Origin of the sequence: Streptomyces sp. NPDC007164 (assembly GCF_040634135.1) — a bacterium.
In the GTDB taxonomy this organism is placed as follows: domain Bacteria; phylum Actinomycetota; class Actinomycetes; order Streptomycetales; family Streptomycetaceae; genus Streptomyces; species Streptomyces sanglieri.
The window spans coordinates 127604-140984 of sequence record NZ_JBEYFB010000011.1; the positions used below are offsets into that span (position 1 = coordinate 127604).

Genomic DNA, 13381 nt, shown 5'->3' on the forward strand with positions numbered 1-13381 from the left:
CCATTGTGCGGAGTACGCGGTACCGGGCCCCTCCCGGCGGCAGGATGGGGCCGTGGATCGTCGAGCCGGCCCTGGCATGTGGGGGGAAACGAGCGTGGAGACCAGCGCCTTCGGGGTGCCCCGGCCTGCTGTCCCGCAGACCCCGGGGGCCATCCGTGCGATCCACCGGGCCAGGGAGGCCGCGCTGGCGGGTGACCGCCCGGCGGTCGCCCCGCGGGCCGAGATCGGTGCCTCGTGGGACCGGGTGCTGCGCAGCGGCATCGACCCGGACCAGTCGACCGAGAGTCCGCTGCTCGATGTGGACGAGATCGAGCACCGTCGCCGGAGCTCGACGCTGGGCGAGGTGATGCCGCTGCTGAACGACGGTCTGGTCGCCCTGGCGGACGCCGCCCAGCAGATCATGGTGGTCACCGATGTGGAGTGCCGGGTGCTGTGGCGCCGGGGCAACGCGGGGGTGCTGCGCCGGGCGGACGACGTCTGTCTCGCGGAGGGCGCGGCCTGGGCGGAGGAGAGCACGGGGACGAACGCGATCGGTACGGCGCTGGTCTCCCGCGTCCCGGTCCAGGTCCATTCCTCGGAGCACTTCATCCGCACGCTGCACAACTGGACGTGCGCGGCGGCCCCGGTCCGTGACCCGCGCGACGGGAAGATGATGGGCATCGTCGACATGAGCGGTCCCGCGTCCACGTTCCATCCGACGACGCTCGCCCTGGTCAGTTCGGTCGCCAGGCTGGCGGAGAGCGAGATCAGGAACCGGCATCTGCAGGCGATCGACCGGCTGCGCTCGGTGGCGGCGCCGCTGGTGTGCCGACTGGGCGGCCGGGCCCTGGCGGTGGACACCCACGGCTGGCTCGCCGCGGTGACCGGGATGCCGCCGGTCGACCGGCTGCCGCTGCCCAAGTCGTTACGGCCGGGCCGGGTGTGGCTGCCGTCGCTCGGCATGTGCCGGGTCGAGCCGTTGCCGGGCGGCTGGCTGATCCAGGTCTCGGAGGGGCCTTCGGACGGGGCGCCGCAGCGGGTGGTGCTGGATCTGAGCCGGCCGCGCGGTCTCACGGTCAATGTGATGGGTGCGGTGGGCACCTGGACGCAGCGGCTCTCGCCACGCCATGCGGAGCTGCTGTACGCCCTGGCGCTGCACCCGCAGGGGCGTACGGCGTCCGAGCTGGCGCAGGACATCTTCGGCGACGCGACCCGGACGGTGACGGTGCGGGCGGAGATCTCCCGGATGCGCCGTCATCTCGCCCAGGTGCTCGCGCACCGCCCGTACCGCTTCGGTGAGGATGTCGAGGTGGAGGTGATCCACCCGGATCACCCGGCCGATCTGCTGCCGCACTCGACGGCTCCGGTCGTGGTCAGGGCGCGTACGGCCGGCTGAGGGGTGTCGCGGGCCGGATCCGGGCCCGTTCCGTCGGCGGTCCGCGTCCGTGCCTCGGGACCGGCTTTGGCGCAGGCGGCGGGGCGTGGTTCCCTGGCAGCCATGAGCAACCCCGCACACAGCCCCGCCGCCACCACCGAAGTGACCATCTGGTCCCTGGAACAGACCTCCCCCGACGATCTGCGGCCCGCCACGGTCCCGGAGGGCGATGTGCGGATCGTGCGGTCCGAGATGCCGCTTCCCGAGTTCAGCCGGTTCCTCTACACGGCGGTCGGCGGCGACATCCGGTGGACCGACCGGCTCGGCATGACGTACGCGCAGTGGCAGGAGGCCCTGGACCGGCCGGGGGTCGAGACCTGGGTGGCGTACGCGAACGGCACTCCGGCGGGCTACCTGGAGCTGGACCCGCAGGACGAGGGCGCCGTCGAGATCATGTACTTCGGGCTGATTCCGGCTTTCCGGGGGCGCCGGATCGGCGGTCATCTCCTCTCGTACGGGGTCGCCCGTGCCTGGGACCTGGCGGAGCGCCGGCCGGAGCGGACGCCGACGAAGCGGGTGTGGCTGCACACCTGCTCCAACGACGGCCCGCACGCCATGGACAACTATCTGCGGCGCGGCTTCCGGCTCTTCGACACGAAGACGGAGCTGGAGCCGGAGGTGGAGACGCCCGGACCGTGGCCGGGGTCCGGGCGGTAGCTCCGGGCAGTAGTTCCGGGCGGGGTGCGGCAGGAGAGCCGGGCCGTACTCCGCTTCCGACGGCGTCTCCCGGTGACAGACAGGGGGATTGCGGCCATTACGGGCGGTCCGGTCCGGAAACTTTCCGTGACGAGCGCCACAGCGTCTTGCATAGCGGGACACTCCCGTCCACATCTTGGATAGTGGTGGACTGGCCCGAGATTCGCGTGCCACGCTTCCGTCATGTCTGGAACTGGAATTGCCTTGGTGAGTCGACGCCACGTCGACCTCGGCCGCGTGTCCAGCGCCATCTGTCCGGCGAGCTGAGAGTCCCAGCACCGCCGCGATCCCCTTTTCTCTGCAAACCCCTGCGCACCGCCGCGCCTCAGCGCGAGTGTGCAGTTCAGAGCCGCCCTCCTGCAGTCCCGAAGGACGTACTGTCATGGCCGCTACCCCGGAACAGCCTGCGCCCGTCACGCCCCGCCGCAAGGCCGGACGCCACCGTGGCGAAGGTCAGTGGGCCGTGGGGCACCACACTCCGCTCAACGGCAATGAGCAGTTCAAGAAGGACGACGACGGTCTCAATGTGCGGACACGCATTGAGACGATCTACTCCAAGCGCGGTTTCGACTCGATCGACCCCAACGATCTCCGCGGCCGGATGCGCTGGTGGGGTCTGTACACCCAGCGCAAGCCCGGAATCGACGGCGGCAAGACCGCGATCCTGGAGCCGGAGGAGCTGGACGACAAGTACTTCATGCTGCGGGTCCGGATCGACGGCGGCCGGCTGACCACCGCACAGCTGCGGGTGATCGGCGAGATCTCGCAGGAGTACGCGCGCGGCACCGCGGACATCACCGACCGGCAGAACATCCAGCTGCACTGGATCCGCATCGAGGACGTCCCGGCGATCTGGGAGAAGCTGGAGGCCGTCGGGCTCTCCACCACCGAGGCGTGCGGCGACTGCCCCCGCGTGATCATCGGCTCCCCCGTGGCCGGCATCGCCTCCGACGAGATCATCGACGGCACGCCCGCCGTGGACGAGATCCACGAGCGGTACATCGGCAACAAGGAATTCTCCAACCTGCCGCGCAAGTTCAAGACCGCGATCTCCGGCTCGCCGGTGCAGGACGTCGTCCACGAGATCAACGACATCGCGTTCGTCGGCGTGGTCCACCCCGAGCACGGTCCGGGCTTCGACGTCTGGGTCGGCGGCGGGCTCTCCACCAACCCGCGGCTCGCCGAGCGGCTGGGCGCGTGGGTGCCGCTGGACGAGGTTCCGGACGTCTGGGCCGGGGTCGTCGGCATCTTCCGCGACTACGGTTACCGGCGGCTTCGCAACCGCGCCCGGCTGAAGTTCCTGATGGCCGACTGGGGCCCGGCGAAGTTCCGCCAGGTGCTGGAGGACGAGTACCTGAAGCGCCCGCTGACCGACGGCCCCGCGCCCGAGCAGCCCAGCAGCCGCTGGCGCGACCACGTGGGCGTGCACCAGCAGCAGGACGGCCGCTTCTACGTCGGTTTCGCCCCCCGGGTCGGCCGGGTGGACGGCTCCACGCTGGCCAAGATCGCCGACCTCGCGGCGGCGCACGGCTCGGACCGGCTGCGCACCACCGTCGAGCAGAAGATGCTCATCCTCGATGTGGCGCGGGACCAGGTGGACTCCCTGGTCTCCGGCCTGGAGGCGCTCGACTTCCAGGTGCGGCCCTCGCCGTTCCGGCGCGGCACGATGGCCTGCACCGGCATCGAGTTCTGCAAGCTGGCGATCGTCGAGACGAAGGCGCGCGGCGCCGCACTGATCGACGAACTGGAGCGCCGCCTGCCGGAGTTCGACGAGCCGCTCACCATCAACATCAACGGCTGCCCCAACGCGTGCGCCCGCATCCAGACCGCCGACATCGGCCTCAAGGGCCAGCTGGTCCTGGACGACGACGGCAACCAGGTCGAGGGCTATCAGGTGCACCTGGGCGGCGCGCTCGGTCTGGAGGCCGGGTTCGGCCGCAAGGTCCGTGGTCTGAAGGTCACTTCGGCCGAGCTGCCCGACTACGTGGAGCGGGTCCTGGGCCACTACCTGGAGGAGCGCGTGGACGGCGAGCGCTTCGCGACCTGGGCGGCGCGGGCCGGCGCGGAGTCGCTGTCATGAGCGAACGCGCCGCACCGTTCTACTGCCCGTACTGCGGGGACGAGGACCTGCGCCCGCACGAGAGCGGCCACGGCGCCTGGGAATGTGCCTCCTGCAACCGCGCGTTCCAGCTCAAGTTCCTGGGTCTGCTGACCCGGGGACTGCAGCGCAACGACGTCGAAGGGGACGGGATATGACGGACACTCTGCAGACCGAGGACCTGGAGACCCTGGCCGCCCGGGCCGGCCGGGAGCTGGAGAACGCCTCCGCGACGGAGATCCTGAAGTGGGCCGCCGACACCTTCGGCGGGCGGTTCTGCGTCACCTCCTCCATGGAGGACGCGGTCGTCGCCCACCTCGCCTCGCGGGTCTTCCCCGGCGTGGACGTGGTCTTCCTCGACACCGGCTACCACTTCCCGGAGACGATCGGCACCCGTGACGCGGTCGAGGCGGTGATGGACGTCAGTGTCATCACCCTCACGCCCCGGCAGACGGTGGCCGAGCAGGACGCCGAGTACGGGCCGAAGCTGCATGACCGCGACCCCGACCTGTGCTGCGCGCTGCGCAAGGTCAAGCCGCTCCAGGAGGGCCTGACCGGGTACACGGCCTGGGCTACGGGGCTGCGCCGCGACGAGTCCCCCACCCGGGCGAACACCCCGGTCGTCGGCTGGGACGCGAAGCGGCAGAAGGTGAAGGTCTCGCCGATCGCCCGCTGGACGCAGGACGACGTCGACGCGTACGTCGCGGAGCACGGCGTACTCACCAACCCACTGCTGATGGACGGCTACGCCTCCGTGGGCTGCGCGCCCTGCACCCGCCGGGTGCTGGAGGGCGAGGACGCACGGGCCGGGCGCTGGGCCGGCCGCGGCAAGACCGAGTGCGGGCTGCACGACTGATGACGACTGATCAGGAGACTTCGATGAGCGTGACGGAGACGGGAGCCACCATCTGGCTGACCGGTCTGCCGAGCGCGGGCAAGACCACCATCGCGTACGAACTCGCCGGGCGGCTGCGCGGCGAGGGCCACCGTGTGGAGGTGCTCGACGGCGACGAGATCCGGGAGTTCCTCTCCGCGGGGCTCGGCTTCTCCCGCGAGGACCGCCACACCAACGTCCAGCGGATCGGCTTCGTCGCCGAGCTGCTGGCGGCCAACGGCGTGAAGGTGCTGGTCCCGGTCATCGCCCCGTACGCGGACAGCCGGGACGCGGTGCGCAAGCGGCACCAGACAGAGGGCACCGCGTACCTGGAGGTGCATGTCGCGACTCCGGTCGAGGTGTGCTCCGAACGCGATGTGAAGGGGCTCTACGCCAAGCAGGCGGCGGGCGAGATCAGCGGCCTCACCGGGGTCGACGACCCCTACGAGGCCCCCGAGTCGCCCGACCTGCGGATCGAGTCGCACCGACAGACCGTGCAGGAGTCCGCGGCGGAGCTGTACGCGCTGCTGAGCGAGAGGGGTGCGGCATGACGACCGTCGCGACCGTGCCGGACGGCACCGACAATCCGTACGCACTCAGCCACCTGGACTCCCTGGAGTCCGAGGCTGTGCACATCTTCCGCGAGGTGGCGGGCGAGTTCGAGCGGCCGGTGATCCTTTTCTCCGGTGGCAAGGACTCCATCGTGATGCTGCATCTGGCGCTCAAGGCGTTCGCGCCCGCGCCGGTGCCGTTCACCCTGCTGCACGTCGACACCGGGCACAACTTCCCGGAGGTGCTGGAGTACCGGGACCGCGCGGTGGCCCGGCACGGGCTGCGGCTCCATGTCGCCTCCGTGCAGGAGTACATCGACGCCGGGAAGCTCCGCGAGCGCCCGGACGGCACCCGCAACCCCTTGCAGACCGTGCCGCTGACCGAGGCGATCCAGCAGCACCGCTTCGACGCCGTGTTCGGCGGCGGACGCCGCGACGAGGAGAAGGCGCGCGCCAAGGAGCGGGTCTTCTCGCTGCGCGACGAGTTCTCGCAGTGGGACCCGCGCCGCCAGCGCCCCGAGCTGTGGCAGCTGTACAACGGCCGGCACGCCCCCGGTGAGCACGTCCGGGTGTTCCCGATCTCCAACTGGACCGAGCTGGACGTCTGGCAGTACATCGCCCGCGAAGGCATCGAGCTCCCGCAGATCTACTTCGCCCACGAGCGCGAGGTCTTCGACCGCAACGGCATGTGGCTCACCGCCGGCGACTGGGGCGGTCCCAAGGACCACGAGAGCGTCGAGACCCGGCAGGTGCGCTACCGCACGGTCGGCGACATGTCGTGCACCGGCGCCGTCGACTCCGACGCGACGACGCTGGACGACGTGATCACCGAGATCGCCGCCTCCCGGCTCACCGAGCGGGGCGCGACGCGTGCCGACGACAAGATGTCCGAGGCCGCGATGGAAGACCGCAAGCGCGAGGGGTACTTCTAAATGACCACGCACATCCAGCACGCGGAGCAGTTGTCGACCACCACCCTGCTGCGGTTCGCCACCGCGGGGTCCGTCGACGACGGCAAGTCCACCCTCGTGGGACGTCTGCTGCACGACTCCAAGTCGGTCCTCACCGACCAGCTGGAGGCCGTCGAGCACGCCTCGCGCAGCCGGGGCCAGGAGGCGCCGGACCTGGCGCTGCTGACCGACGGGCTGCGGGCCGAGCGTGAGCAGGGCATCACCATCGATGTCGCCTACCGCTACTTCGCGACGCCGCGCCGCCGGTTCATCCTGGCCGACACCCCGGGCCATGTGCAGTACACCCGCAACATGGTGACCGGCGCCTCGACGGCCGAACTGGCCGTCGTGCTGGTCGACGCCCGCAACGGGGTCGTCGAGCAGACCCGCCGGCACGCCGCCGTCGCCGCACTGCTGCGGGTGCCGCACGTGGTGCTGGCCGTCAACAAGATGGACCTGGTCGACTACGCGGAGCCGGTGTTCGCCGCGATCGCCGAGGAGTTCACCGCGTACGCCGCGTCTCTCGGCGTCCCGGAGATCACCGCGATCCCGATCTCCGCGCTGGCCGGTGACAACGTCGTGGAGCCGTCCGCGCACATGGACTGGTACGGCGGGCCGACGGTCCTGGAGCACCTGGAGACGGTGCCGGTCAGCCATGACCTCACCGCCTGCCACGCCCGCTTCCCCGTCCAGTACGTGATCCGGCCGCAGACCGCCGAGCACCCCGACTACCGGGGCTACGCGGGCCAGATCGCCGCCGGTGCGTTCCGGGTGGGCGAGGCCGTCACCGTACTGCCCTCCGGCCGTACGTCGACGATCGCCGGGATCGACGCGCTCGGCGAGAGCGTCGACATCGCCTGGGCGCCCCAGTCGGTGACCATCCGGCTGGCCGACGACGTCGACGTCTCGCGCGGCGACCTGATCGCACCGGCCGACGACGCGCCGGCTGTGACCCAGGACGTCGAGGCGACCGTCTGCCACGTCGCCGACCAGCCGCTCTCCGTCGGCCAGCGGGTGCTGCTCAAGCACACCACCCGCACGGTCAAGGCGATCGTCAAGGACATCCCCTCGCGCCTCACGCTGGATGACCTGTCCCAGCACCCGGCGCCCGGACAGCTCGTCGCCAACGACATCGGACGGGTCGTCGTCCGGACCGCGGAGCCGCTCGCGCTCGACGCGTACGCGGACTCCCGGCGCACCGGATCGTTCCTGCTGATCGACCCGGCGGACGGCACCACGCTGACGGCCGGCATGGCGGGCGCCTCGTTCGCCACCGCGGCCGAGCCCGGGCCCGGTGCGGCGGCCGCGGACGACGCGGAGTGGGACTTCTGATGAGCATCGACATCTTCTCCACGTTCGCGAAGGAGGGCGGCCGCATCGGCAGCGGCGCCCTGGGCAGCGGACAGGGCGGGGTCGCGCGATGTGCGCGATGACGTACGCGCACCGCCTGCGCGCCCACTCGTACCACCCGCACCGCCAGTTCAGACGAAGACCTGCCGACCTCCCGGCCGCGTCCCCGTAAGCATCCAGGGACGCGAGCACCGGGCCAACGAGAGGAAAACCTCCCGTGCCTGCCCCCCGTACCACGCCGCGCCGCGCCCTCGCCGCCGTCGCCGCCCTGCCGCTGCTCGCCCTCGCGCTCACCGCCTGCGGCTACGGCTCCGAGGCGAAACAGGACGACGTCAAGGCGGCGGGCGCCCCGACCGGCGGCAAGAAGCTCTCCACGGACACCGTGAAGATCGGCTACTTCCCGAACCTCACCCATGCCACGGCCCTGGTCGGTATCCAGGAGGGCATCATCGCCAAGGAGCTCGGCTCCACCGCGGTCAAGCCGTCGACGTTCAACGCCGGTCCGTCCGAGATCGAGGCGCTCAACGCGGGCTCGATCGACATCGGCTTCATCGGCCCCTCCCCCGCCATCAACGGCTTCACCAAGTCCAGGGGCAAGAGCCTGCGGATCATCGGCGGTTCGGCGTCCGGCGGGGTGAAGCTGGTCGTCAACCCGAAGAAGATCAAGACCCTGGACGACCTCAGGGGCAAGAAGATCGCCACCCCGCAGCTCGGCAACACCCAGGACGTGGCCTTCCTCAACTGGATCTCCGAGAAGGGCTGGAAGGTCGACGCCAACAGCGGCAAGGGCGACGTCTCGGTGGTCCGCACGGACAACAAGGTGACGCCGGACGCCTACCGTTCGGGTTCCATCGACGGTGCCTGGGTGCCCGAGCCGACCGCGTCCAAGCTGGTCGCCCAGGGCGCGAAGGAACTCCTCGACGAGTCGACGCTGTGGCCGGACAAGAAGTTCGTGATCACCAACATCATCGTGTCGCAGAAGTTCCTCGCCGATCACGAGGACGTCGTCGAGGCGGTGCTGCGCGGCACGGTCGCCACCAACGCCTGGATCAACGCCAACCCGGACAAGGCGAAGGCCTCCGCCAACACCGCGCTCAAGGAACTGAGCGGCAAGGAACTGCCGGCCGAGATCCTCGACCCGGCGTGGAAGTCCGTCCAGTTCATCGACGACCCGCTGGCCGCCACGCTCGGCGCCGAGGCCAGGCACGCGGTGAAGGCCGGCCTGCTGGAGCAGCCGGACCTGAAGGGCATCTACGACCTGAAGCCGCTGAACACGATCCTCAAGGCCGCGGGCAGGCCCGAGGTCGCCGACGCCGGTCTCGGCGTCAAGTAGCAGCGTCCGGCACCCGAACAGGATTCCCAGGAGGTGACGACCATGGCGACCACCACGCTCACCAAGGCCGAGGACCGCACGGCGGTCGGGCACGCCGCCCGCATCGACCACGTCTCGAAGTCCTTCGGCGGACCGGAGGGGCAGCAGCTCGTCCTGGACGACATCACACTCGATGTCGCTCCCGGCGAGTTCGTCACCCTCCTGGGTGCCTCCGGGTGCGGCAAGTCGACCCTGCTCAACCTGGTGGCCGGACTCGACCGCCCGACCGCGGGGTCCATCGAGACCCCCGGTGGGCGGCCGGCCCTGATGTTCCAGGAACACGCCCTCTTCCCGTGGCTGACCGCGGGCAAGAACATCGAACTCGCGCTGCGGCTGCGCGGCGTACCCAAGTCCGACCGCCGCGCCGAGGCGGAGCGGCTGCTCGAACTCGTACGGCTCGGCGGGGCGTACCGGAAGCGGGTGCATGAGCTCTCGGGCGGCATGCGGCAGCGGGTCGCGATGGCCCGCGCGCTCGCCCAGGACAGCCGACTGCTGCTGATGGACGAGCCGTTCGCCGCGCTCGACGCCATCACCCGGGACGTGCTGCACGACGAGCTGACCCGGATCTGGCGCGAGACGAACGTCTCGGTCCTCTTCGTCACGCACAACGTGCGCGAGGCGGTGCGGCTGGCCGAGCGGGTCGTCCTGCTCTCGTCGCGGCCGGGCCGGGTCGCCCGGGAGTGGACGGTCGACATCGACCAGCCGCGCCGCATCGAGGACACCGCGGTGGCCGAGCTGTCCGTAGAGATCACCGAAGAACTGCGTGGGGAGATCCGCCGACATGGCCAGCACTGAGACCGCCGCCAAGGACACCGCCCGGGACCTGGCGGGCCTGGAGGCGGGGCTGGACGCGCTCGACGCGGTGCGGGTGAGCCGGACCCCGGTCCGCGAGGTGCTGGTGCGCAAGGTGCTGCCGCCGGTCGTGGCCGTGGTCCTGGTGCTCGTCGTCTGGCAGATCCTGATCTGGGCGAAGGTCACCGACGACTACAAGCTGCCGTCGCCGTCCCTGGTCTGGGGCGAGGTGACCGACGCCTGGGCGCAGGGCACCCTGCTCGGCTTCATCTGGACCAGCGTCTCGCGCGGTCTGCTGGGCTTCCTGCTGGCGCTGGTCATCGGCACTCCGCTCGGACTGCTGGTGTCGCGCGTCAAGCTGGTGCGCGCCGCGATCGGCCCGGTGCTCTCCGGGCTCCAGTCGCTGCCCTCGGTGGCGTGGGTGCCCCCGGCGGTGATCTGGCTGGGCCTCGACGACCGGATGATGTTCGCGGTGATCCTGCTGGGCGCGGTCCCGTCGATCGCCAACGGCCTGGTCGCGGGCGTCGACCAGATCCCGCCGCTGCATCTGCGGGCCGGCCGGACACTGGGCGCCACCGGACTGCGCGGCACCTGGCACATCGTGCTGCCGGCCGCGCTGCCCGGCTATCTGGCGGGGCTGAAGCAGGGCTGGGCGTTCTCCTGGCGTTCGCTGATGGCCGCCGAGATCATCGCATCCTCGCCCGATCTGGGGGTGGGCCTCGGCCAGTTGCTGGAACAGGGCCGGGAGACCAGCAGCATGTCGACGGTGTTCCTCGCCATCATCCTGATCCTCACCGTCGGCATCGCGATCGACCTGCTGATCTTCAGTCCGCTGGAGCGGTGGGTGCTGCGCAGCCGCGGCCTCCTCGTCAAGAACTGAGTACGGCCATGACCGCTCCGGTGCTCCTCGTCATCGCCCACGGCAGCCGCGATCCACGGCACGCGGCGACCGTGCACGCGCTCACCGCGCGGGTACGGTCGCTGCGGCCGGGGCTGCGCGTGGAGACGGGCTTCCTGGACTTCAACGCACCGTCGGTGCCGAGGATCCTGGAACGTCTGGCCGCGCAGGGGGCGGGGACCACGCGAGGGACGGAGGCCGGGCAGGCCACAGGGGAAGTCATCGCCCTCCCCCTCCTCCTGACCCGGGCCTTCCACGCCAAGTCCGACATTCCGACGGTGCTGCGCGACGCCCGGACCAGGCTGCCCCGGCTGCGGGTCCGGCAGGCCGAGGTGCTCGGTCCGTCACCGCTGCTGAACTCGGCGCTGGAACGGCGGCTGCGAGAGGCCGGGATCCGTTCCGGTGACCGAAGCTCGACCGGGCTCGTCCTGGCCTCGGCGGGCTCCACAGACCCGGAGGCGATCGCAGTGATCGCTGAAATCGCGCGGGAGCTGCGGCACACCGGTTGGTGTTCCGTGCGGCCTGCGTTCGCCTCCGCCACATCGCCCGCGGGCTTCCCCCGTACCGAGGACGCGGTACGGGCCCTGCGGGCCGAAGGCGTGCGACGGGTGGCGGTGGCGCCGTACGTCATCGCTCCCGGCCGGCTCCCGGACCGGATCGCCGAAGGGGCGGCGGGCGCCGACGTACTGGCCGATGTGCTGGGCCCCGCACCGGAGTTGGCGCGGCTGCTGCTGACCCGGTACGACGAGGCCCGCAGCGCGGCGGCCCGGCCCGCGGCACTCACCGCCTGACCCGGCTCCCGCTCACCCCACATCCAGACTGCCCGTACGGGTCCGCTTGATCTCGAAGAGGTCCGGGCTCCCGGCGAGCACCCGGAAGCTGTCGAAGAGGCGCCCGGCCTCCTCGCCGCGCGGTGCCGCCCGCAGGACGGGCCCGAACCACACCGCCCCGTCGACATGGATCGTGGGCGTACCGACGTACGCGTCCGCCTCCGGGTCCTTGCCCGCGTCATGGCTGCGCCGGAGCGCCTCGTCGTACGCCTCCGAGTGCGCGGCGCCGGCGAGCGAGGCGGGCAGCCCGAGCTCCGCGAGGGACTCGGCGATCACCTCGTCGAAGTCCTCGTTCTTCTGCCGGTGGATCCGGACGCCCATCGCGGTGTACAGATCACGGAGCACACCGTCGCCGTGGGCGTCCGCCGCGGCGACCGCGACGCGCACCGGGCCGATCGACCTGTCGACCAGGTCCCGGTACCAGTCGGGGAGTTCGTTGCCGGTGTTGTGCAGGCTGAGGCTCATGACACGGAAGCGGAGATCGATGTCGCGCTGCTGCTCGACCTCCAGCATCCAGCGGGAGGTGATCCAGGCGAACGGGCAGGCCGGGTCGAAGTAGAAGTCGACTGTTGTGTTCATGTCCCGACCCTAACCAAGCATTGGCACCGCCCTTCGGGCCATTCACAGCTCCATCGACCGGGCCACTTCGGCAGGCACGCCCCCACTCGCCAGCATCCACCGATGCGACGAACCATCGACACGCTGATCCCACAGGCCGGACAGACCGACACCGCAGGCCTGCACGCGCTCGACGCGGACGAACTGGCGGCGCGTACGTAGCCGATTCGGCACATCCCTGGTGGCGCCGCAGGCCCTGCGTGCTCGCGCTGGCCGGCCGGGTGCCGGAGCACCGCGCGGCGGCGCTGATCGCCCGCGTCCAGGACCCCCACGACGTCGGCGAGGTTCGCATCGCACTCCTGGACCTCCTCGCGGACCGCTCGGAACTCCTGCCCTGGCTCCGCCACAAGGACCGGCGGAAGGAGAACTCGTACGGTGTGCCGGCGGCGGTCCTCAAGGCGCGCGGCCTGCTCGGCGACCGTTCGGCGGCCGGTGAGCCGACGACGCTGGCGGCCGAACCGTGGCCGCGCTTCCGGGCGATCGGCGAGGCCGGACCGGACGCGCTGGTCGCCCGGTACGGCACCGGGACGGTCCTGGCCGACGTGGGTGACGCCCGCCCCGAGGACCGCATCTTCCGCGTCCGCGCCCTGCACCGCGTCGGCCGGGACATCACCACCGCGCTCGCGGACCCCGACCGTGCGGTCGCCCACCACGCCCAGTCCCTCCTGACCGACCCCGCCCCGATCCGCGACTATCTCCGTACCGGCGAGGCACCGACGCCCGAGTCGGGGCTGTGGGCCGCGTACGCCCTGCACCGGCTGACCGGCGACGCCGCCGAGACCCGGGCGATCCACGACTCGCTGGGCCGCCCCCGGGTCGAGGTGGACCGCCTGGACGAGTAGTTGCGCGGGGCGATCCTCCAGGAGTACGGCCACGACTGCGAGGAGAACAGCGACCCCCGCTGGCGGGTGGAAGCCATCTGCGCCACCCCGCCCACC

Annotated in this window: 15 protein-coding genes; 14 read left to right on the forward strand and 1 reads right to left on the reverse strand. The window is 71.1% G+C overall.

Annotated features, from left to right (window positions below):
- Positions 1-94: 94 nt before the first annotated feature.
- The 13 genes from ABZ622_RS17130 (at position 95) to ABZ622_RS17190 (ending at position 11786) form a co-directional block, all read left to right on the forward strand.
- Entirely contained in the window at positions 95-1375 is a 1281-nt protein-coding gene (locus ABZ622_RS17130; RefSeq protein WP_360543844.1) for a GAF domain-containing protein, read from the forward strand.
- A gap of 102 nt (positions 1376-1477) precedes the next feature.
- A complete protein-coding gene (locus tag ABZ622_RS17135) occupies positions 1478-2071 on the forward strand; it encodes a GNAT family N-acetyltransferase (protein ID WP_360543846.1) in 594 nt (197 codons plus the stop codon).
- Between the two features lie 222 nt (positions 2072-2293).
- Positions 2294-2377 carry a putative leader peptide gene (locus tag ABZ622_RS17140; protein WP_311203059.1) on the forward strand — a complete coding sequence of 28 codons (84 nt, stop codon included), beginning with the start codon at positions 2294-2296 and terminating at the stop codon, positions 2375-2377.
- Between the two features lie 115 nt (positions 2378-2492).
- A complete protein-coding gene (locus ABZ622_RS17145) occupies positions 2493-4190 on the forward strand; it encodes a nitrite/sulfite reductase (RefSeq protein ID WP_360543848.1) in 1698 nt (565 codons plus the stop codon).
- A complete protein-coding gene (locus tag ABZ622_RS17150) occupies positions 4187-4366 on the forward strand; it encodes a hypothetical protein (protein WP_124721237.1) in 180 nt (59 codons plus the stop codon). Before ABZ622_RS17145 ends, ABZ622_RS17150 begins: the two co-directional genes overlap by 4 nt.
- Positions 4363-5064 carry a phosphoadenylyl-sulfate reductase gene (locus ABZ622_RS17155; RefSeq protein ID WP_360543851.1) on the forward strand — a complete coding sequence of 234 codons (702 nt, stop codon included), beginning with the start codon at positions 4363-4365 and terminating at the stop codon, positions 5062-5064. The genes ABZ622_RS17150 and ABZ622_RS17155 overlap by 4 nt, the downstream gene beginning before the upstream one ends.
- Positions 5064-5633: an adenylyl-sulfate kinase gene (gene cysC / locus ABZ622_RS17160; protein WP_266728985.1), complete on the forward strand. Its 570-nt coding sequence runs from the start codon at positions 5064-5066 to the stop codon at positions 5631-5633. The genes ABZ622_RS17155 and cysC overlap by 1 nt, the downstream gene beginning before the upstream one ends.
- A complete protein-coding gene (gene cysD / locus ABZ622_RS17165; protein ID WP_360543853.1) occupies positions 5630-6565 on the forward strand; it encodes a sulfate adenylyltransferase subunit CysD in 936 nt (311 codons plus the stop codon). The genes cysC and cysD overlap by 4 nt, the downstream gene beginning before the upstream one ends.
- Positions 6566-7915, forward strand: a complete 1350-nt coding sequence (locus ABZ622_RS17170) for a GTP-binding protein (protein ID WP_360543855.1) — start codon at positions 6566-6568, stop codon at positions 7913-7915.
- A 235-nt stretch (positions 7916-8150) separates the two neighbouring features.
- Entirely contained in the window at positions 8151-9266 is a 1116-nt protein-coding gene (locus ABZ622_RS17175) for an aliphatic sulfonate ABC transporter substrate-binding protein (RefSeq protein ID WP_360543857.1), read from the forward strand.
- Positions 9267-9308: 42 nt separating this feature from the next.
- Positions 9309-10100, forward strand: a complete 792-nt coding sequence (locus ABZ622_RS17180; protein ID WP_360543859.1) for an ABC transporter ATP-binding protein — start codon at positions 9309-9311, stop codon at positions 10098-10100.
- Positions 10087-10977, forward strand: a complete 891-nt coding sequence (locus ABZ622_RS17185) for an ABC transporter permease (RefSeq protein ID WP_360543861.1) — start codon at positions 10087-10089, stop codon at positions 10975-10977. The genes ABZ622_RS17180 and ABZ622_RS17185 overlap by 14 nt, the downstream gene beginning before the upstream one ends.
- 8 nt (positions 10978-10985) lie before the next feature.
- Entirely contained in the window at positions 10986-11786 is an 801-nt protein-coding gene (locus tag ABZ622_RS17190) for a sirohydrochlorin chelatase (RefSeq protein ID WP_360543863.1), read from the forward strand.
- A gap of 12 nt (positions 11787-11798) precedes the next feature.
- Here the strand turns inward: ABZ622_RS17190 and ABZ622_RS17195 are convergent, their stop codons facing one another.
- Positions 11799-12404, reverse strand: a complete 606-nt coding sequence (locus ABZ622_RS17195; protein WP_360543865.1) for a DsbA family protein — start codon at positions 12402-12404, stop codon at positions 11799-11801.
- A gap of 239 nt (positions 12405-12643) precedes the next feature.
- Between ABZ622_RS17195 and ABZ622_RS17200 the strand changes: the two genes are divergently transcribed.
- Complete coding sequence (locus tag ABZ622_RS17200) at positions 12644-13285, forward strand: hypothetical protein (RefSeq protein WP_360543867.1); 642 nt, start codon at positions 12644-12646, stop codon at positions 13283-13285.
- Positions 13286-13381: the final 96 nt, after the last annotated feature.

Bases quoted from the DNA above. Each gene is read 5' to 3' on its own strand.
- ABZ622_RS17135 (WP_360543846.1), top strand. From the start codon at position 1,478: ATGAGCAACCCCGCACACAGCCCCGCCGCCACCACCGAAGTGACCATC.
- ABZ622_RS17140 (WP_311203059.1), top strand. From the start codon at position 2,294: ATGTCTGGAACTGGAATTGCCTTGGTGAGTCGACGCCACGTCGACCTC.
- ABZ622_RS17145 (WP_360543848.1), top strand. From the start codon at position 2,493: ATGGCCGCTACCCCGGAACAGCCTGCGCCCGTCACGCCCCGCCGCAAG.
- ABZ622_RS17150 (WP_124721237.1), top strand. From the start codon at position 4,187: ATGAGCGAACGCGCCGCACCGTTCTACTGCCCGTACTGCGGGGACGAG.
- ABZ622_RS17155 (WP_360543851.1), top strand. From the start codon at position 4,363: ATGACGGACACTCTGCAGACCGAGGACCTGGAGACCCTGGCCGCCCGG.
- cysC (WP_266728985.1), top strand. From the start codon at position 5,064: ATGACGACTGATCAGGAGACTTCGATGAGCGTGACGGAGACGGGAGCC.
- cysD (WP_360543853.1), top strand. From the start codon at position 5,630: ATGACGACCGTCGCGACCGTGCCGGACGGCACCGACAATCCGTACGCA.
- ABZ622_RS17170 (WP_360543855.1), top strand. From the start codon at position 6,566: ATGACCACGCACATCCAGCACGCGGAGCAGTTGTCGACCACCACCCTG.
- ABZ622_RS17180 (WP_360543859.1), top strand. From the start codon at position 9,309: ATGGCGACCACCACGCTCACCAAGGCCGAGGACCGCACGGCGGTCGGG.
- ABZ622_RS17185 (WP_360543861.1), top strand. From the start codon at position 10,087: ATGGCCAGCACTGAGACCGCCGCCAAGGACACCGCCCGGGACCTGGCG.
- ABZ622_RS17190 (WP_360543863.1), top strand. From the start codon at position 10,986: ATGACCGCTCCGGTGCTCCTCGTCATCGCCCACGGCAGCCGCGATCCA.
- ABZ622_RS17195 (WP_360543865.1), bottom strand. From the start codon at position 12,404: ATGAACACAACAGTCGACTTCTACTTCGACCCGGCCTGCCCGTTCGCC.